Origin of the sequence: Roseococcus sp. SDR (genome assembly GCF_019083995.1) — a bacterium.
Classification (GTDB): domain Bacteria; phylum Pseudomonadota; class Alphaproteobacteria; order Acetobacterales; family Acetobacteraceae; genus Roseococcus.
In genome coordinates, this window is record NZ_JAHRCU010000002.1 from 17,091 (window position 1) to 34,447 (window position 17,357).

General features: G+C 71.5%; 20 protein-coding genes. 17 read left to right on the forward strand and 3 right to left on the reverse strand.

The features are described 5' to 3' along the window. Nucleotides 1–689: 689 nt before the first annotated feature. The gene (locus KTR66_RS02220) at nucleotides 690–1,340 is read right to left on the reverse strand and encodes a helix-turn-helix transcriptional regulator (RefSeq protein WP_213609962.1); all 651 of its coding nucleotides are present in this window, start codon (nucleotides 1,338–1,340) and stop codon (nucleotides 690–692) included. Nucleotides 1,341–1,485: 145 nt separating this feature from the next. Between KTR66_RS02220 and KTR66_RS02225 the strand changes: the two genes are divergently transcribed. The 14 genes from KTR66_RS02225 to KTR66_RS02290 all read left to right on the forward strand — a co-directional run bounded on the left by KTR66_RS02225 (nucleotide 1,486) and on the right by KTR66_RS02290 (nucleotide 14,873). Next, entirely contained in the window at nucleotides 1,486–1,920 is a 435-nt protein-coding gene (locus KTR66_RS02225) for a hypothetical protein (protein WP_213609964.1), read from the forward strand. Beyond that, nucleotides 1,917–2,369, forward strand: a complete 453-nt coding sequence (locus KTR66_RS02230; RefSeq protein ID WP_213609966.1) for a hypothetical protein — start codon at nucleotides 1,917–1,919, stop codon at nucleotides 2,367–2,369. Before KTR66_RS02225 ends, KTR66_RS02230 begins: the two co-directional genes overlap by 4 nt. Before the next feature lie 184 nt (nucleotides 2,370–2,553). After that, entirely contained in the window at nucleotides 2,554–2,781 is a 228-nt protein-coding gene (locus KTR66_RS02235) for a hypothetical protein (RefSeq protein ID WP_213609968.1), read from the forward strand. 5 nt (nucleotides 2,782–2,786) lie between these two features. Further along, on the forward strand, nucleotides 2,787–4,211 hold the full coding sequence (locus KTR66_RS02240) for a portal protein (RefSeq protein WP_213609970.1): 1,425 nt from the start codon (nucleotides 2,787–2,789) through the stop codon (nucleotides 4,209–4,211). 8 nt (nucleotides 4,212–4,219) lie between these two features. Beyond that, on the forward strand, nucleotides 4,220–4,954 hold the full coding sequence (locus KTR66_RS02245; RefSeq protein WP_213609972.1) for a capsid assembly protein: 735 nt from the start codon (nucleotides 4,220–4,222) through the stop codon (nucleotides 4,952–4,954). A 374-nt stretch (nucleotides 4,955–5,328) separates the two neighbouring features. Beyond that, nucleotides 5,329–6,162 (forward strand): phage capsid protein, encoded by an 834-nt coding sequence (locus KTR66_RS02250; protein WP_213609974.1) that lies wholly within the window; start codon nucleotides 5,329–5,331, stop codon nucleotides 6,160–6,162. A 365-nt stretch (nucleotides 6,163–6,527) separates the two neighbouring features. Continuing rightward, nucleotides 6,528–7,097, forward strand: coding sequence for a hypothetical protein (locus KTR66_RS02255; protein WP_213609976.1), 570 nt, complete (start codon nucleotides 6,528–6,530; stop codon nucleotides 7,095–7,097). Nucleotides 7,098–7,100: 3 nt separating this feature from the next. Further along, the gene (locus tag KTR66_RS02260) at nucleotides 7,101–8,981 is read left to right on the forward strand and encodes a hypothetical protein (protein ID WP_213609978.1); all 1,881 of its coding nucleotides are present in this window, start codon (nucleotides 7,101–7,103) and stop codon (nucleotides 8,979–8,981) included. Beyond that, nucleotides 8,981–9,421 (forward strand): hypothetical protein, encoded by a 441-nt coding sequence (locus tag KTR66_RS02265; protein WP_213609980.1) that lies wholly within the window; start codon nucleotides 8,981–8,983, stop codon nucleotides 9,419–9,421. The genes KTR66_RS02260 and KTR66_RS02265 overlap by 1 nt, the downstream gene beginning before the upstream one ends. A 34-nt stretch (nucleotides 9,422–9,455) precedes the next feature. Continuing rightward, nucleotides 9,456–11,738, forward strand: a complete 2,283-nt coding sequence (locus KTR66_RS02270) for a glycosyl hydrolase family 28-related protein (protein WP_213609982.1) — start codon at nucleotides 9,456–9,458, stop codon at nucleotides 11,736–11,738. Further along, the gene (locus KTR66_RS02275; RefSeq protein ID WP_213609984.1) at nucleotides 11,735–12,028 is read left to right on the forward strand and encodes a hypothetical protein; all 294 of its coding nucleotides are present in this window, start codon (nucleotides 11,735–11,737) and stop codon (nucleotides 12,026–12,028) included. The genes KTR66_RS02270 and KTR66_RS02275 overlap by 4 nt, the downstream gene beginning before the upstream one ends. Then, nucleotides 12,006–13,433, forward strand: coding sequence for a phage terminase large subunit (terL, locus tag KTR66_RS02280; protein ID WP_213609986.1), 1,428 nt, complete (start codon nucleotides 12,006–12,008; stop codon nucleotides 13,431–13,433). The genes KTR66_RS02275 and terL overlap by 23 nt, the downstream gene beginning before the upstream one ends. 137 nt (nucleotides 13,434–13,570) lie before the next feature. Continuing rightward, nucleotides 13,571–14,056 (forward strand): hypothetical protein, encoded by a 486-nt coding sequence (locus KTR66_RS02285; protein ID WP_213609988.1) that lies wholly within the window; start codon nucleotides 13,571–13,573, stop codon nucleotides 14,054–14,056. Between the two features lie 55 nt (nucleotides 14,057–14,111). Continuing rightward, the gene (locus KTR66_RS02290; protein WP_213609990.1) at nucleotides 14,112–14,873 is read left to right on the forward strand and encodes a DUF6973 domain-containing protein; all 762 of its coding nucleotides are present in this window, start codon (nucleotides 14,112–14,114) and stop codon (nucleotides 14,871–14,873) included. Between the two features lie 60 nt (nucleotides 14,874–14,933). Here KTR66_RS02290 and KTR66_RS02295 read toward each other — a convergent pair whose 3' ends face one another. Continuing rightward, nucleotides 14,934–15,152 carry a hypothetical protein gene (locus tag KTR66_RS02295; protein WP_213609992.1) on the reverse strand — a complete coding sequence of 73 codons (219 nt, stop codon included), beginning with the start codon at nucleotides 15,150–15,152 and terminating at the stop codon, nucleotides 14,934–14,936. 61 nt (nucleotides 15,153–15,213) lie between these two features. Here KTR66_RS02295 and KTR66_RS02300 point away from each other — a divergent pair, with 61 nt between their 5' ends. The 3 genes from KTR66_RS02300 (at nucleotide 15,214) to KTR66_RS02310 (ending at nucleotide 16,440) form a co-directional block, all read left to right on the forward strand. Further along, complete coding sequence (locus KTR66_RS02300) at nucleotides 15,214–15,519, forward strand: hypothetical protein (protein WP_213609994.1); 306 nt, start codon at nucleotides 15,214–15,216, stop codon at nucleotides 15,517–15,519. Continuing rightward, on the forward strand, nucleotides 15,516–16,013 hold the full coding sequence (locus KTR66_RS02305; RefSeq protein ID WP_371818984.1) for a cell wall hydrolase: 498 nt from the start codon (nucleotides 15,516–15,518) through the stop codon (nucleotides 16,011–16,013). Before KTR66_RS02300 ends, KTR66_RS02305 begins: the two co-directional genes overlap by 4 nt. A 70-nt stretch (nucleotides 16,014–16,083) precedes the next feature. Next, nucleotides 16,084–16,440, forward strand: a complete 357-nt coding sequence (locus tag KTR66_RS02310) for a DUF952 domain-containing protein (RefSeq protein WP_213609996.1) — start codon at nucleotides 16,084–16,086, stop codon at nucleotides 16,438–16,440. On the opposite strand, the gene KTR66_RS25220 is transcribed toward KTR66_RS02310, so the two are convergent. Further along, complete coding sequence (locus KTR66_RS25220; protein WP_213609998.1) at nucleotides 16,413–17,288, reverse strand: DMT family transporter; 876 nt, start codon at nucleotides 17,286–17,288, stop codon at nucleotides 16,413–16,415. The two genes, KTR66_RS02310 and KTR66_RS25220, sit on opposite strands and share 28 nt — an antisense overlap. Nucleotides 17,289–17,357: the final 69 nt, after the last annotated feature.

Below are 17,357 nucleotides of genomic sequence, written 5' to 3' on the forward strand. Positions count from 1 at the left end.
CAAGAACCGGATCAGCCTGAAGGGCTGGAACGGCCCGCGGGCCCTCCGACTTCGCGTCGCGTGATGCCACCGCAGCGAGTCGGGGCGCGGCAACCTGGGCAGCCGCGCCCAGAGCGAGGCGCGGCGCCTGCGCGGATGGCGCCACGGGCGCGGGCTTTCGAGCCGCGTCTTCCAGACCGGGCGGCAGGCCGGAAGCCCGCTCCTCAGCCGATGGGCCCCGCAGAGCGCGCGTGGCCGCCTCGCTCACCGCCGCCAGAAAGCCTGGGCCGGGCGCGTGCGAAACTCCGGCGGGGGGGCCGGCGCCACTGGGGACCGCGGGCGGTGGCGCGAGGAGGATGACAGGCTCGATCCGGACCGGGGGGCGCATGGGCTCGCCCGGGGCTGGGGCCTTGGCATCCTCCGCCGCCGGTCGCCTGCGGCCGAACAAGGGGAGGCCGACCGGCCGCGAGGGCGGCGGCATGGGTCGCCCATCCTCACCCCGTGGCGGGTGAGGCGCGGCTGCGGCCTTTTGCCCCGTTCCCTCCGCCTCGGAGGCCATGTCTCGGCACCTCGCGCCCAGGACCCCTGCACCTCCAAGGGCGAACGCCACCGAATGAGGGGAATGCGAGTTTTTTAGACATTTTCCGAGCGAAGTGAAGCTTAAATTAATCCATGCCTTTGCCTAAATGATGTTGCGGGGCGCCGCCGTCCTATTGGCTGGCCCAGAGGATGCGATGCATCCAGGCAATATCCGGCAGGTCAAAGCTGTAATCCGGATGGGCCGGGTTCAGGCTGCCCAGTTCGATCCGCTTGGCGCTCTGGCGCTTCAACTCCTTCGCCATCACCTCGCCCAGACGGGTGCGCACCACCACGCGGTCCCCCCGCCGCACGGGCGAGGCGGGGGAGACGATCACCACATCGCCATCCCGAAACACCGGCTCCATGGAATCCCCCGAGATCTCGAGCGCATAGGCGTTGGGGTCGCTGATCTCGGGCAGGCTGATCTCGTCCCAGCTGCCACCCACCGGGAAGCCGGCATCGTCGAAGAAGCCCTCCCCGCCCGCCTGGGCCAGGCCGATGAGGGGAACCCGCCGCGTCGGCCGCGGCCCGCGCGAATGGCTGGGCAGCGCCGCCTGGCCCGAGACAAGCGCGGCAAAGGCCTCGATCCCGGCGCCAGTCGCGCCCAGCACCTTGGCCACGCTCTCGGTCGAGGGCCAGCGCGCGCGGCCATCCGGGCCGATGCGCTTCGACGGGTTGAAGGCCGTGGGATCCAGGCCGGCCTTGCGGGCGAGGCCGGAGGCGGAAAGGCCGTTTTCGGCAGCGAGCGAATCAATCGCCCGCCAGATGTCGTCATGTCGCATGGCGGTAGGACCATCATAGGTGTCACGTCATCGCGCAATAGGAAAATGTTGCTCAATTCGCTTGCACGGGAGGGAGGCTTCGCCTTATGTTCCCTAAATGTTCTCATTTGCCTCTCCCGAACAGCCCCAGAAAGGAAGCGTCCTCATGCCCCCCGCCCCCCGAACGAGCCACGCCCCACGCTTCGCCACTCCCGCCAGGACGGAGCCCTTCGCCTCGGCCGAGGAGGCCTGGTTCTGGACCATGGCCGCCCTCGTCGCGCGGCGTGACGGCGCACGGATCAGCGCCGGCAAGGGCCTCACCCCCCGCCCCTGCGAGCCGGATGACGTGATCAAGTGCCTGGACCGCCTCTATCGCCAGCGCCGGATCGAGCTCGCCCACGCCCGCATCATGCGCCTCTGGGGCGAGCGCGGCACGGCGCCCGACCCGCGGCACCTGCAGGAACGCGGCGACCACCGGCTCTGGCGCGAGGCGATGAGCCGCCTGGAGTGGCCGCTGCGCGTGAAGGGCATCGTTGCCGGCGCGCCCGGCCTGGGCGTGCATGAGGCGGATATCATTCCATTTTCCGGCCGCGCCGAATGAGCGCGCGCCCTCCGCCCCCGCGGCCAGCCCACCGCCGTCATCCATCGCCGCAGCGCGCGTGGATCATCTTCTCCGGACGTGCCGACCACGCCTGGCAGCGGCTGCTTCGCCCGGGCTTCCGCCACTGTTTCGCGGCCCTCGAGGACGCGGCCGGCTGGACCGTGGTGGACCCGCTCTCCGGCCGCCTCCTCCTCGCCCGCCTCGCCGTCCCCCCGGGCTATGACCTGCCCGGCTTCTATCGCCGCGCCGGGCTGCTGCCGCTCGGCCCCTACCCGCTGGAGGACCAGGCGCTCGGCACGCCATTGCGCGGCATGCCGCTGAACTGTGTCTCCATCTGCCGCGCGGTGCTCGGGCCGCATGCGCCCTTCGCCCTCACGCCCGCCGGCCTGCACCAGGCCCTGACGCGGGGGGATTCGGCCTGGATGAATGAATCTAGGAAAAAAACTTGACATCCGGAACGCCCAAGGCGTAAAACACCTTTGCCAAGGGGCGAATTGCGTCCAGCACGGATTGCCGCCCCCCTGGCCCCTTTTCCAGCAACGGCCACCCGAAGGGCCGGCCCCTCCGCCCCCGGGCGGAAGGGGCCGGCCCTTTCGGCGTTTCGCCCCCCATCCAGCAAGGAGATCGCCGCGCATGGCAGGCCTGTTCCGCGCCCCGAAGCCCGTGGTGGTCCCACCCCAGCTCCCGGCCCCGACGCCCGAGCCCACCGCCAACCCATCCGCACAGGCGGCGCAGGCGGCCGAGACCGCCCGCAGCGAGAGCCGCGCCAGTGCCCGCCAGGGGACCATCACCACTTCGGCACGCGGCGTCCTGGCTCCCCTGCCCGTCGCGCTCACCCGCAAATCCCTCCTCGGCGAGTAACGGCCATGACCCCGCAGCAGATCCTCGCCCGGCACGACGCCGCCCTCGCCCGCCGCCGCCCGCATGAAAGCAACTGGCGCGACGCCTATGCCCATGTGCTGCCCGCCCCGAATGAGGCGGCGACCCTCTACGACGCCACCGCCGCCGACGCCGCCGAACAGCTCGGCGCCTCCCTCCTCGCCGAACTGACGCCCCCTTGGTCCCGCTGGTTCGGCCTTGCCCCCGCCCATGGTCTTACCGAGCCAGCCGAGGCCGCGGCCCTGGAACAGACCGCCGAGACCCTGCAGTCGCATCTCGACCGCTCCAACTTCGCCGTCGAGATGCACCAGGCCTTCCTCGACCTCGTCATCACCGGCACCGGCATCATGCTGGTGGAGGAGGCCCCGCCCGGCGAGGCCACGGCGCTGCGCTTCACCGCCGTCCCCGTCCGCACCGCCGTACTGGAGGAAGGCCCGGCCGGCCGGCTCGACACCGTCTTCCGTGAGACGCGCCTCAGCACCGCGGCCATGCTGCGCCGCTTCCCCTTCGCCGAGATCCCCGCCGCGATGCAGCGCGAGGCCGCGGCCGAGGCAGATGAGGCCGAGCCCCTGCGCCACCGCCTGATCGAGGCGGTCTGGCCCGATGGCCAGGGCCATCGCTACGCCGCCGTCTTCGACGCGCCGGGCCTGAAGGCGCCGATCTTCGTGGCGCAGGGCCGCTTCGCCGACGCGCCCTTCATCGCCTTCCGCTGGCTGAAGGCGCCGGGCGAGGTCTATGGCCGCGGCCCCGTCATCAAGGCCCTGCCCGACATCCGCACCGCCAACCGCGTGGTGGAGCTCGTCCTGAAGAACGCCTCCATCGCCGTCACCGGCATCTGGCAGGCGGAGGATGACGGCGTGCTGAACCCGGCGACGGTCCAGCTCACCCCCGGCGCCATCATCCCCAAGGCGCCGGGCAGCGCGGGCCTGACGCCGCTCGCCGCCCCCGGCGATTTCGACGTCTCGCAACTCGTGCTGAACGATCTGCGCGCCCGCATCCGCACCGCCCTGCTGGCCGACCGCCTGGGCGCGCTGCGCGACCAGCGCATGACCGCGACCGAGGTGCTGGAGCGCAGCGCCGAGACGGCCCGCCTCCTCGGCGCCACCTATGGCCGGCTGCAATCGGAGCTGCTGACACCGCTCGTCGCGCGCAGCCTCGCCATCCTGGCCCGCCGCGGCGAGGTGCCGCCGGTGCTGCTCGACCAGGGGCGCGTGGCGCTGCGCTACGAAAGCCCGCTGGCCCGTGTGCAGGGCCGCGCCGATGCGGCGAACACGCTGCTCTTCCTCGACGCCGTCTCGAAGATGGGGGCGGCCGCGGTGGCCGAGGTGGATGCCGCCGCCGCCGCCCGCTGGCTCGCCCGCACCCTCGGCGCGCCCGCCGAAATCCTCGCCCCCTCGGTCCAACCGGAGTGACACAGCCCATGCCCGACAACCTGCTCGACACCGCCATCGCGCCCACGGCGCCCACCGCCGGCACGCGCCCCGCCGAGGTGCCCGAGAAATTCTGGGATGCCGAGCGCGGCGAGCTGCGCGTGGACGCCCTGCTGAAGAGCTATCGCGAGCTGGAGCGCCGCCTCTCGCAGCGCCTGGCGCCCCCCGCGCCCGAGGCCGATGACGAGGAGCGCCGCCGCTGGCGCGAGATGATGGGCATCCCCGACAGCCCCGAGGGCTACGAGGTCACGCCGAAGCACGAGCTCTGCGGCCCCGATCCCGAGATCAACCAGCGCCTGCATGAAGCGGGCTTCTCCTGCGCGCAGGTGCAGCTCCTCTACGACCTCGCCGCCGAGCGCCTGCTGCCCCTCGTGGCGGAGGCCGCGCAGCAATTCGAGGCGGACCGCCAGGCCGAGAAGCTGCGCGCCCATTTCGGCGGCGAGGAGCGCTTCCGCCGCGTGGCCGCGCAGCTCAAGGCCTGGGGCCAGGCCAACCTGTCGCCCGGCGTGCTCGACGCGCTCTCCACCACCGAGGAGGGCGTGCTGGCATTGGAGCGCATGATGCGGGGCAACGAGCCTCGCCTGGAGCGCGACGCCACGCCCCCCGAGGCGCTGGACGAGGGCGAGCTGCGCCGCCTGATGCGCGACCCGCGCTACTGGCGCACGCGCGAGCCGGAGATCGTCAAGCGCGTGACCGAGGGCTTCCGCAAGCTGGTCGGCAGCTGACGCGCGGAAAAGGCCCGGCACGCACGCCGAGGATCCGCGCCGAATAGGCGCGGCGGATCGCTTCAGCGATCCGAAGCCAAGGGCGATCAGCGCGCCTCCGGCGCGACGCGTTTGAGGGCACCAAAAACTGAGATGCAGGGCGTGAGGCGCCGACGCGATGACGTCGCGCGCCCGCCCTGCCAGGCCGCCGGCCCGCCCCTCCTCTCCGGGTCGGCGGCCGCGCCCGCCGCCGGCCGCACAGGCTGCGCCGCGGCGGGCGCCCGAATTCATCCGCGCAGAACCCTGATGGGCGCGCGGATGCGGCGCATCCGCGCGGCCCGGAACAGGCCAACCGCGCGATGCGCCTTCCCGAAACCTCTCCTCGGAGATCCCCCATGTCCGGTTCGATTGACCAGGCCTTCGTCACGCAATTCCAGGCCGAGGTGCACGAGGCCTACCAGCGCCAGGGCAGCAAGCTGCGCCCGGCCGTGCGCAGCAAGTCCAACGTGAAGGGTGCGACGACCATCTTCCAGCGCGTGGGCCGCGGCACCGCCAGCTCCAAGGCGCGCAACAACGCCGTGCCCGTGATGAACCTCGAATACTCCGCCGTCTCCTGCTTCCTGCAGGACCACTACGCGGGCGACTGGATCGACAAGCTCGACGAGCTGAAGACCAATGCCGACGAGATCGGCGTCCTCGCCTCCGCCGGCGCGCATGCGCTGGGCCGCAAGACGGATGAGCTGATCATCGCCGCCCTCGACCTTGGCACGCGCGAGGCGGTGGGCACGCAGTCCGGCCAGACCGACAATGACGGCCTGACCCGCGCCAAGGTGCTGCTCGCCTTCGAGATGCTGGGCGCGATGGACGTGCCCGATGACGGCAACCGCTACGCCGTGGTCGGCTGGAAGCAGTGGAGCGAGCTGCTGGCCCTGCCCGAATTCGCCAGCGCCGATTACGTGGGCGATGCCAACCTGCCCTGGCGCGGCATGCAGGCGAAGCAGTGGCTGGGCGCCACCTGGATCCCGCATTCCGGCCTGACCAAGACCGGCGCCATCCGTTCCAGCTACTTCTTCCACAAGACCGCGATCGGCCATGCCGCCGCCGCGGAGATCGCGACCGACGTCACCTGGCATGGCGACCGCGCGGCGCATTTCGTCAACAGCATGATGAGCCAGGGTGCCTGCTTGATTGACGACGCCGGCGTGGTGCGGATGCGCTGCAAGGAATGACGCACGGCGCGCCGGCGTAAGACCTCACGCGCCGGCGCGCGCTCCGCGCGCTTGGCTTCGCCGCATCACTGTCGCGGCGGGCCATGCGCGCGGTTGGGCGGCGGCGGCCGCGTTGCGGCCGCATGAGTCGCGAAGCGCCCTCAAGCGCCGGGCGCGCACTCCGTGCGCTTGGCTTCGCCGCGCCACGGTCGCGGCGGGCCATGCGGGCGGTTGGGCGGCAGCGGCCGCGTTGCGGCCGCATGCTCGAAGGGCGCGCTCACGCCCCCGGACGCGCCCCCGCTTTGCGGCGTGCTTCTTCTGCGGCGGCACTCCTCTCTGCCTGGAGTGCCGCCACCTCTCCCCTCCCCCCACCCGGAGATCCCGCCATGGCGCTCACCGCGCTCGAACTCTGCTCGCGCGCCCTGCTGCGCATCGGCGCGCAGGCCATCGCCTCCATGGATGAGGGGACCGCCGAGGCGGAGATCGCCTCGGGCCTCTATGCCGGCATCCGCGACGCCCTGCTCTCCGCCCATCCCTGGAGCTTCGCGACCGGCCAGGAAAGCCTGCCGCGCCTCGCCGCCGAGCCGGGCGCGGACCACGCGCACGCCTTCCAGCTCCCGCCCAATTTCCTCCGCGCGCTCTCCGCCGGAAGCATGGGCGCGGGGCGCGGCCTCAGCTACCGCCTGCTCGAGGACCGCCTGCATTGCGATGCGGAACAGGTGACGCTCACCTACATCTTTCGCCCGCAGGAAAGCACCTTCCCGGCCTTCTTCGCGGCGGCCCTGGTCGCCCGCCTCTCCGCCGAGTTCTGCATCCCGCTCACCGAGAGCAGCAGCCGCGCCCAGCTCCTGTTCAGCCAGGCCGAGGCCGAGCTGCGCGCCGCGCGCCGCGCCGACAGCCAGCAGGCCACGACCCAGGCGCTGGACGGCTTCCCCCTGATCCGCGCGCGAGGCTGAGCCATGGCCGCATCCCGCCAGACCAAATCCAGCTTCGCCGCTGGCGAGCTGGCGCCCGAGCTGCTGGGCCGCGCCGACCTGCGCGCCTATGCCAACGGCGCGCGCCGCCTGCGCAACGTCTTCATCCAGCCGACCGGTGGCGTCACGCGCCGCCCCGGCCTGCGCCACATCGCGATGCTGCCCGGCGCGGCCCGCCTGCTGGCCTTCGAATTCAACACCGAGCAGGCCTATCTCCTCGTCTTCACCGACGGCCTGTTCAGCGTCTACGTCGAGGATGCGCTGGTGGCGCAGGCCCCGGCGCCCTGGAGTGCGGCGCAGCTGCCGCAGCTTGCCTTCACGCAGAGCGCCGACACGCTGCTCATCTGCCACCCGGAGGTCGCGCCGCAACGCCTCACCCGCAGCAGCCACACGAGCTGGAGCATGAGCTCCTGGTCGCTGGCGCGGCTGCCCACCTATCGCTTCCTCGATGGCGGCATCGCGCTGACACCGAGCACGACCACGGGCAACATCACCCTCACCGCGCCGGGCGCCATGTTCCAGCCCGGCCATGCGGGCACGCCCTTCCGCTTCCGCGGCCGCCTCGGCGTGCTGACGACCGTCCTCTCTCCCACGCAGGCCAGCTTCACCACGGGCGAGACGCTGCCCGACACGGCCGCCAGCACAGACTGGGAGGAGGCGGCCTTCAGCCCGGTGCGCGGCTGGCCGGTCACCGCCTGCTTCCACCAGGACCGCCTCGTCATCGGCGGTTCGCGGGACCTGCCGAACCGCCTCTGGCTCTCCCGCTCGGGCGATCTCTTCAATTTCGACAAGGGCAGCGGCCTCGATGACCAGGGCATCGAGTTCGGCCTGCTCTCCGACCAGGTGAACGCCATCCGCGGCGTCTTCTCCGGCCGGCATCTTCAGGTCTTCACCACGGGCGGCGAATGGATGGTGAGCGGCGAGCCGCTGACACCCTCCTCCATCCAGCTCAACCGGCAGACGCGCATCGGCAGTTCCGCCACGCGCATGATCCCGCCGGTGGATGTGGATGGCAGCACCATCTTCGCCGCCCGGAGCGGAAGGGCGATCCACGAATTCGCCTATACCGACGTGCAGCAGGCCTATCAGTCGAACGATCTCGGCCTCGTCGCCGCGCACCTCATCCAGAGCCCCACCTCGATGGCCTATGACCAGTCGCGGCGGCTGCTGCATGTGACGATGGAGGATGGCGGCCTCGCGACACTCACGCTCTTCCGCGCCGAGCAGGTGACGGCCTGGACGCGGCAGGAAACGGCGGGCGCCTTCACCCAGGTGGCCGAGGTCGATGGCCGCGTCTTCGTCGCCGTCCAGCGCCTGGGCACGCATCGGCTCGAGCGCTTCGAGCCCGGCTTCGGCCTCGACGCCGCGCTGGATGGCACGAGCGTGACGCCGAAGGACCGCTGGACCGGCCTCGGCCATCTCGAAGGCGCCACCGTGGGCGTGCTCGCCGATGGCGCGCCGCGCCAGGCCGCCATGGTCTCGCAGGGCGCCGTCACGCTCGATCCGCCCGCCTTCGCCACGCAGATCGGCCTGCCCTTCGCGCATGAGATCGAGCCCCTGCCGCCCGAGCTCTCCGGCGTCACCGGCAACCGCGCCGCGCCGCTGCGCCTTGTCTCCGTCAGCTTCCGGCTGCTGGAGACGGCCGCACTCGACGTGGACCTCGGCCGCGGGCCGGCGCCGGTCGCCTTCCGCCGGCTGGACACGCCGCTGCTCGACGCCGCGCCACCCCGCTTCAGCGGCGATGTGCGCCTGGCCGCGCTGGGCTGGCGGCGGGATGCGATGCGCCCGCTCTGGCGGATCGCGGGCGATGCGCCGCTGCCGCTCACCCTGCTCTCCGTCACCACCGACATGAGGACGACCGACTGATGGCCGCTTTGTCTTCCCTCGCCGCGCTGGCTTCCACCGGCGTCGGCCTCTATGCGCAGAGCCGCTCCGCCCAGCAGCAGCAGGCCACCCAGCGTGCCCAGGCCGAGATCACCCGCCAGCAGGAGGCGGCGCGCCAGCAGCAGCTCACCCTGCAACAGCAGGCCGAGGCACGGGCACGGGGCGAGCAGGTAGCCCGCACGGTCGCCTCCGCCCGCGCGCGCCTCGCCGGCGGCGGGCTCCAGGTGGATGACGGCTCGGCCGCGAGCGTGACGCAGGGCCTGCGCGCCGACGCGGCGGCCGGCCAGGCGGACAGCGACGCACTCTTCCGCGCGCGGCTCTCCTCCGGCCGCGCCTCGCTGCTCAACCCCGACGCCACGCTGACCAGCGTGCTGCGCGCCGTGCCGAGCTTCGGCAACGCGGTCCGCAACCTGCTCGACTGAGCCCCTCCCCTTCCTCCAGACCACGGAGCCCCTGATGTCCGAGCACATCCGCATCGGCGATATCGCGCCGCGCGTGCACTACGTCGCCGACGGCGTGCAGACCGCCTTCACCTACCCCTTCCCGATCTTCGAGGCGGGGGACCTCGCGGTGCTGCGCGACGGGGCGCCGGCCGATTACGGCTTCACCATCCTGGGCGCGGGGGAGAGCGGTGGCGGCGTGATCCATTATGCGGAGGCGCCGGCGCCCGGCACGCGCCTCACGCTGCTGCGCCGCCTGGCCATCGAGCGCGTCACGGATTTCCAGTCCAACGGTGTGCTGCGCGCCAATACGCTGAATGACGAGCTGGACCGCCAGGTGGCCGCCCTGCAGGAGGTGCGGGACGACGTCGCCGGCGCCATCCGCCAGCCCGCCGCCGAGGCGCCCTCCGGCATGGTGCTGCCGCTGCGCGCCGCCCGCGCCGAGAAGCTGCTCGGCTTCGACGCAACCGGCGATGTGATGACCTATGACCGCACGGGCACCATCGCGGCACCCTTCCCCGGCGCCGTGCCGCGCAGCGTGGAGGACAAGCTCGCCGAGACGCTGACGGCGCGCGACTTCGGCGCGACCGGCGATGGCGTGACGGATGACGGCCCGGCGCTGCAGGCCGCGATGAACGCGGCCGGGGCTTCGGGCAAGCATCTCGTCATCGGCGAGGGCACCTTCCGCACCACCATGCCGCTGCTGCTGCCCGGCGGCGCGGCGGGCCTCACCATGCGCGGCAGCATCCTCTACGCCGGCCCCGGCGGCCAGGCTGCGCTCACCATCGGCGATGGCGGCGCCGTGCGGAATGCGGCCAAGCTTTACCAGGGCCTGCGCGTGATCCGGGCCACGACCAGCGACTGGCAGAATTTCGGCGATATCGGGATCGTGCTGCGCAACCTCGATTCCAGCCAGGTCGAGATCCGCCAGGTCGAGGGCTTCACCATCGGCGCGCAGACGCTGGGCGTGGAGCGCGGCTTCGAGGACAGCAACATCCATCTCGGGCGCATGGTGAACAACCATATCGGCCTCGACATCCGCACGCAGACGGCCGCCGCCTGGAACACCTCCGTGCGCTATTACGGCGGCCATTTCGCCGTGGCGAGCGCCCTGTATCCGACGCTGAATCGCTACGGCATCCGCTTCTCGGCCGAGCCCGGCGCCTATGTGGCGCACAATCGCCACGTCTTCTTCGGCCCCGCCTTCGAACTGCAGGCGCGCGACCGCCCCCTGATCCTCGGCGCGCCCTTCCTCTGCCTGGTCAACAGCCGCGCGGTCATCGCCTATGGCATGCGGATGGAGGGCTGCTCGCCCTATCCAGCCTATCACGTCGGCAACGCGCAGGATCATGTCTACGAGGTCGCCTGGGCGAGCCAAGGCTACGCGCTCGAGGTTCTGTACGACACCGCCTCGGCGCGCGTCGGCGCCGTGGTGCGCGGCCTGCACCAGGCGGCCGCGCATCGCGAGTTCAGCCGCGAGGTGGGCGCCGTGCCCAGCCTGCGCGCCGCCGCCTTCCGCTGGAATGCGTCCCAGACCGGCTTCGACCAGCTCGCCTGCCTCTCGACCAATGTCAGCGGCAGCCCGGCGACGCTGGCCGATTTCGCCTTCCCCGGCCTGGAAGACTACGTGCTCACCAACCGCGGCGTGGTACTGCCGGGTGGGCGCGGCCTCGGCTTCGTCGTGGATGCGACGCGCGCGCGGGAATTCGCGCTGGCGGTGGATGCCGACAATCCGCGCCTCATCGTGCAGTGCTTCGACGCGGGCATGGGCCTGCTGACCGACGGCGCGGGGCCGCTGGTGCGCGCCTCGGGCATGTCCATGGCCTGGAACGCGGCCGCGCGCTGGTGGCAGGGCTCGGCCGACATGACGGATGCGGACCTCACGCGCCTGCAGGTGGTGCGCCTTGAGCCCAGCGTCGCCTACGCCATCATCGGCGTGGCGCGCATCGGCACGGATTACGAGGTCCGCGCCATGCGCCTGCTCTGCGACCCCGCCGTCTCTCCGCCGCTGCTCTACGGCCTGCCCGATCTGCGGCACGGCGCGCGCGAATTGCGCGCGGAACTCGCATGGGACCCGCCCTCCATCGCGGCCGGCGCCAGCGCACAGCTCAACGTGCCGCTCTCCGGCGCGCGGCCGGGCGATTTCGTGCAGGCCGCCTTCACCCTCTCCACCTCCGGCATCGTCTTCCTCGCGCAGATCGGCGCGCAGGACGTGGTGACGGTGACGGCGTGGAACCGCAGCGGCGCCGCGGTGGATCTCGGCGCCGGCACGGTCAGGGTGCGCCTGGTGAAGTCATGAGGCGGCGCCAGACGCGCGGCTGGGCGAAGGACCTCGAGACCGCCCTGCCGCTGGTTGCGCGCCACTATCTGCGCTTCGTCCAGGACACGCAGCACGAGGCCGACAGCAAGGCCTTCATCGCCCGACAGTCCGCCGCGAAGACGGCGCTCTCGCACCTCGAACTGCTCGCGAAGCTGGCCGGCGACGGGATTGCGCCGGCCGTGGATTCCGCCCTCCAGGCGCTGGATGCGGCGCGGCACGAAATGGACGCAGAGGAGACGCCCGCGGATGACCCCGGAGAGCCCGGCTGACCTGCTCGAATTCGCCTGGGTCTGGAATCGCCAGCTCCGCCAGGGCACGCCGCAGGTGCATCGCCGCATCCTGCGCTGGCTGGAGGCGGAACAGCCCGCGCGCCGCCTGCTGCTCATGGCCTTTCGCGGCTGTGGCAAGTCCACGCTGGTGGGGCTGTTCTGCGCCTGGTCGCTCTACCGCAACCCGGAGCTGCGCATCCTCGTCGTCGCGGCCGACCAGATGCTGGCGGGCAAGATGGTGGGCCATGTGCGCCGCATCATCGAGCGCCACCCGCTCTGCGCTGGCCTGATCCCGGACGGCAACGAGGCCTGGGCGGCGGACCGCTTCACCGTGCAGCGCCCGGGCGCCCTGCGCGACCCCTCGATGCTGGCGCAGGGCCTGCTCGGCAACATCACCGGCGCGCGGGCCGACATCATCATCTGCGACGATGTGGAGGTGGCCGGCAATTGCGATACGCCCGGCAAGCGCGCCGAGCTGCGCGAACGCCTGGCCGAGACGGAATTCGTGCTGACGCCGGGCGGCCTCATCCTCTATGTCGGCACGCCGCACACGGAGGAGAGCCTCTATCGTGCCGGCGACGGCTTCCTGGACGGCTATCATCGCCTGGAGGTGCCGATCCTGGATGCCGCCGGCCACAGCGCCTGGCCCGAGCGCTTCAAGGAGGGCGCCATCGAGGCCCTGCGCGGCCGCGTCGGCGCGCTGCATTTCGCGCGCCAGATGCTGCTGCAGCCCGTGGCCATGAGCGCCGCGCGGCTCGATCCCGCGCTGCTGCTGCGCTACGCGGAGGAGACGGAGTATCGTGAGGCGAATGGCCGTGCGCAGCTCTGGCTGCTCGGCCGGCGCATGGCCTCGGGCGGCGGCTATTGGGACCCGGCCTTCGGCCGCGCGGAAGGCGGCGGCGATGGCTCGGTGCTCGCCGCCACCTACACGGATGATGAAGGCCGCCACTTCCTGCACCGCCTCGCCTGGATCACCCAGCGCGCCGACCTGCCGGAGGACCCCGCCACGCAGCAATGCCGCCAGGTGGCGGAACTGGCGCGCGAGCTGATCCTGCCCGTGCTGCGCGTCGAGACCAATGGCCTCGGCCGTTTCCTGCCCGCGCTGCTGCGGCGCGAGATGGCCCGCGCCGGCGTGGCCTGCACCGTGCTGGAGCACAGCAACCGCCGCCCCAAGGCGGAGCGCATCCTGGCCGCTTTCGACCCGCTTCTCGCCGCCCGCCGGCTGCACGCGCATGAGAGCGTCTTCCGCACCGGCTTCCCGCGCGAGATGGCCGAATGGCGGCCCGATGCGCGGGGTGCCAGGGATGACGGGCTGGATGCGGTGGCGGGCTGCATCCTGGCCGAGCCGGTGCGCCTGCCGGCCCTGCCGCCCCGCGCGCCCGGGCCCAGTTGGCGCGGCGGTTGACGCTGAGTGAGGGTGCGGCAAGGGTTGGGCGCCACACCCGGAGTTTCTCCCCTGTGTCAGCCCAATCCGGCACGCCTGGCCGCTTGCCTCGCTTCCTCCGTGCCCTGCGGCGGTGGTCCCTGCGGGGATTGATCCTGGTGGCGCTCGCGAACCTCGCCTGGGACCTCTGGTCCTGGCAGGATCACAGCTTCGCGGAGGGAGACCGGCGATATTTCCGGGGTGCCGAGCGGGGCGACGAAATAGACTACGGGCTGGCCGAAATCCGGATCATCAACGAGACGAGCCGCGAGTTCCTGATTGACAGCTTCGTGTTGGATGGTTGGGGGGGGCCTTACACGGGGCGACCCGACGAACGACGCAGGCTCTGGCCAGCCAGTGAACCTGGCCACGTTTTTGCGGAGCAGCGCTACCTCGACCATTTGGTGGGCGACGGTCAGCTTGTCCTGCGGGAAGGCCCAGAAGGACCAACCCGTGTGATAGATTTTCAAGTGGATCGCAGGCGACCCACCTCCTGCCAAATGGAACTGCGCATCCGCGAGGACGGTGAAACCCTCTCCGATTGCCGACCACTCCGGCGCATTCGCCGTGATTACCGTTGGCTGTTCGGCCCTCCCAACTATTGAGGGCATCCGCCTTCGACGCGGATGCCGCAACCGCAACCCTTCGATGGAGACATCCATGCCCGATCCCGGCCGTGCGGCCGAGGACCGACGTGTCATCGCGCGTCAGTCCTGGCTCCAAAATCCGGTTCTGAATTCATTGGCGATCCCGGTCGCCACGAACGAAGCGCTCGCATCCTTTCTCCCGGGTCGCGTCAATGGACCCGCGGATGCGTACCGGCACATCGTGTGGGTGGCTGAGATGACCCGCCGCATGGGGGCGGATACGGCGGGCAGCCTTGCCGAACTGCACGAGATTCAGGGGCAGATGAGCGCCGCGCGGCGCGACGTGTTGGGTCAGGGCGAGGATGTCATCAACCACGCGGCGGCGACAGCGATGGACCGACGCAACAACCTGCTGGGCATCAGCATCGGCTTGCAGGCGACAAGCTTCGAGGATGTGCTGCGCTTGTCACGCGACGCGATGGACCGCAGCCCCCGCGATGGGTCGGGGGGCGTGATCGGGGCGGTTTGGCTTCCAGAAGAGGAATGGCGCGCAAATCCATCGTCGGACCGCAGCCAATGGAACTGGCCCAATCCGGATTGGAGCCGCGTGCCCCGGCAGCATGTCACCGAATATCTCATGGGCGGTGCGGAATATCGCCGGGGTGCCGACCATCGTCAATTGGCCGCCGATCGCCGGGCTGCCCTGGGCGCCGAGAAGCAGGAAGCCTGGCGGCGGATGCTGGAGGAAGACGACGCGGCCGACGGCCCCGTCCAGGTCCAAGGCTATCAGCGCGATGGACACCCCGTCCGCGCCCACACCCGTTCCCGCCCCTGACCCCGAAGGGGGGTGCAGGGGACAAGTCCCCTGCCGGGGTCGAGGGGCAGCGCCCCTCGCCTAAGCTGACTTTTTCAGGATCTCGCTCGCATGCCGCGCCCGCCCGGGCGCGGTGATGGAAAAGCGCCCATCGGGCCGTTCCTCGGCCAGGCCCATCCGCTGTAGCCGCAGCAGGCAGGGCTGGTCCGCCAGGCCCGGCGGGCGGCCATGCGGCCCCACCAGCGTCAGCCGGTGCAGGGCCGAGCGGCAGCAGCTTTCCAGATACGGCTCATTCCACATTCACGATTTCTCCGCGCGCCTGTTGTGGCGATGCGCGCGCCCGCCCGCAAGGAGGCCCCCCATGGATCCCATGACCCCATCCCTCTGGTGGATGGACGCCGCCCAGGCGCCCGTCATCGCCGGGCTCTACTGGCTGCTGCTTGGCCTCAAGCGCGACCTGGATCGCCGGATCGAGAAGGGCACGTCGCGCCATGATGACGGCCTCTCCCGCACGCGGGACGAGCTGGCCGCCTTCAAGCTCGAAGTGGCGCGGACCTATGTGCCGCTCTCGCTGATCCGCGATGTGGATCGGCGCCTCTCCGAGCAGCTGCTGCGCATCGAGAACAAGATCGAGAACGTCCGTCGCGACCAGGAGAACGACAAGTGAGCACCCATTCCGACCAGGCCCCCTCCCCCGCCCGCCTCGCCGCCCAGGCCGCCGCCGAGGAATTGCTGGCCCGCATCCTCTATGCCGAGGCCGGCGCGCGCCCGGTCCGCGCCATCGAGGCGCTGGCCTGCCTGGCGGTGAACCGCGCCCATGCCGCGCTGACGAGTGCCGAGGCGCGCACGCGCTTCACGGCCGATGCGATGCCCGAGACGCTGCCGCGCGCCGTCATCGCCGTGCTGCGCGCGCCCTTCCAGTTCCCAGTGCGCCACCCGCGGCACGAGCGCCACGCGCTCTTCACCGCGCCCATCGAGGGCGATGCCGCGCTCAGCGTCTGCCGGCGCATCGCCGGGCGCGCCTTGCGCGGCGCCCTGCCGGATGCGACGCGCGGCGCGCTGCTCTGGCATGACCTGTTGCGCCAGCCCACCTGGTCGCTCGGCCGCATGCCGACGCTGGAGGCGGGCGGCCTCGCCTTCTACCGGCTGGACGCCTCGTGAAGACTTGCTGAGCGCATGATTCACCGCTCCGGCGATTCCGCCTCCGCGGATCATGCCCTAAAGGGGCCGCATGGAACCCCTGATCTACACCCTGGTGCGCGAGGCCGATTGGCGCGCCGCCGAAGCCGCCGGCGCCTATCACGGCAGCGCCGATGACCGCCGCGACGGCTTCCTGCATTTCTCGACCGCGGCCCAGCTCCGCGCCACCGCCGCCAAGCACCGCGCGGGCGTCACCGACCTCTGGATGATCGAGGCCGAGGCGGAAGCCCTGGGCGAGGCCCTGAAATGGGAGCCGGCCTCGGGCAGCAGCCGGCCGGGCCTCTTCCCGCATCTCTACGCGCCGCTGCCGCTTTCCGCGATCCGCCGCGCCATCCCGGTGCCGCTCGGCGCCGAGGGCCGTCACGCCTTCCCGGCTGAGATCCCGTGACGCGCGCGTGAGACGGCGCGCTCGCTCATCACGCAGGCCGCCACCACGACCAGGCCACCCAGGATCACCTCGATCCCCGGCGCATTGCCGAAGACCAACAGGTCGAGCGAGACCGAAAGCGGCAGCGCGATGAACTCGAAGGGCGCGAGGCGCGCCGGGCTGCTGTGCCGCAAGGCGAGGGCCAGCAGGATGGTCGCCCCGCCCGCCAGCAGGCCGTTCAGCAGAAGCTGCGCCCATTCCACCACATCGGGCGGCGTCCAATAGGCCGCGGCGAAAGGCGCTGTCGCCAGCACGCCGAACAGCGAGGGCCAGAAGACCAGCCGCGCGATGCCGGGCTCGGCGCGCAGGCCACGGTTGAGCGTGATGTTGGCCGCATAGGCGATGGTGCCGAGCAGCGCGCAGGCAAAGCCATAGAGGCTGCCGCCCTCGCCCAGTTGCGGCGCCAGGGCGATCATCACGCCGCCGAACCCCACGCCGCACCAGATCCAGGCCGCGCGCGGCACGCGCTCCTTCAGGAAGACCCGGGCCAGGATCAGCGTCATGAAGGGCGCCGTGAAGAAGATCAGATAGGCATCGGCCAGGCTGAGGTAGCGCACCGCGACATAGAAGGTGAGGCCGGCGGTCAGCATGGTGCAGGCGCGCAGCCCGTGCATCCAGGGATGCGCGGTCAGCAGCGGCCCGCCGGGCCAGCCGATCGCACCGCGAAAGGCCAGCAGCAGGCCCAGCAGCACCGCATGCCGCAGAAAGATCGCCTGCGCCGCCGCGAAATCGCCGGCCAGCAGCTTGCTGTTGGCATCGAGCAGCCCGAACAGGCCGATGCCTGCCATGAGCAGGAGCGGGCCGCGCACCATCTTGTCCTTTGCCGTGTGTGGCCCTGCATGTCGCGTCACCGGCCCGGGCTGTCAACGCGGCCCGGA

Coding starts and splice junctions, on each gene's coding strand:
- KTR66_RS02235 (WP_213609968.1), top strand. CDS start 2,554: ATGGCAGGCCTGTTCCGCGCCCCGAAGCCCGTGGTGGTCCCACCCCAG.
- KTR66_RS02310 (WP_213609996.1), top strand. CDS start 16,084: ATGGAACCCCTGATCTACACCCTGGTGCGCGAGGCCGATTGGCGCGCC.
- KTR66_RS02290 (WP_213609990.1), top strand. CDS start 14,112: ATGCCCGATCCCGGCCGTGCGGCCGAGGACCGACGTGTCATCGCGCGT.
- KTR66_RS02255 (WP_213609976.1), top strand. CDS start 6,528: ATGGCGCTCACCGCGCTCGAACTCTGCTCGCGCGCCCTGCTGCGCATC.
- KTR66_RS02300 (WP_213609994.1), top strand. CDS start 15,214: ATGGATCCCATGACCCCATCCCTCTGGTGGATGGACGCCGCCCAGGCG.
- KTR66_RS02230 (WP_213609966.1), top strand. CDS start 1,917: ATGAGCGCGCGCCCTCCGCCCCCGCGGCCAGCCCACCGCCGTCATCCA.
- KTR66_RS02260 (WP_213609978.1), top strand. CDS start 7,101: ATGGCCGCATCCCGCCAGACCAAATCCAGCTTCGCCGCTGGCGAGCTG.
- KTR66_RS02295 (WP_213609992.1), bottom strand. CDS start 15,152: ATGTGGAATGAGCCGTATCTGGAAAGCTGCTGCCGCTCGGCCCTGCAC.
- KTR66_RS02245 (WP_213609972.1), top strand. CDS start 4,220: ATGCCCGACAACCTGCTCGACACCGCCATCGCGCCCACGGCGCCCACC.
- KTR66_RS02250 (WP_213609974.1), top strand. CDS start 5,329: ATGTCCGGTTCGATTGACCAGGCCTTCGTCACGCAATTCCAGGCCGAG.
- KTR66_RS02270 (WP_213609982.1), top strand. CDS start 9,456: ATGTCCGAGCACATCCGCATCGGCGATATCGCGCCGCGCGTGCACTAC.
- KTR66_RS02220 (WP_213609962.1), bottom strand. CDS start 1,340: ATGCGACATGACGACATCTGGCGGGCGATTGATTCGCTCGCTGCCGAA.
- KTR66_RS02265 (WP_213609980.1), top strand. CDS start 8,981: ATGGCCGCTTTGTCTTCCCTCGCCGCGCTGGCTTCCACCGGCGTCGGC.
- terL (WP_213609986.1), top strand. CDS start 12,006: ATGACCCCGGAGAGCCCGGCTGACCTGCTCGAATTCGCCTGGGTCTGG.
- KTR66_RS02240 (WP_213609970.1), top strand. CDS start 2,787: ATGACCCCGCAGCAGATCCTCGCCCGGCACGACGCCGCCCTCGCCCGC.
- KTR66_RS02225 (WP_213609964.1), top strand. CDS start 1,486: ATGCCCCCCGCCCCCCGAACGAGCCACGCCCCACGCTTCGCCACTCCC.
- KTR66_RS02275 (WP_213609984.1), top strand. CDS start 11,735: ATGAGGCGGCGCCAGACGCGCGGCTGGGCGAAGGACCTCGAGACCGCC.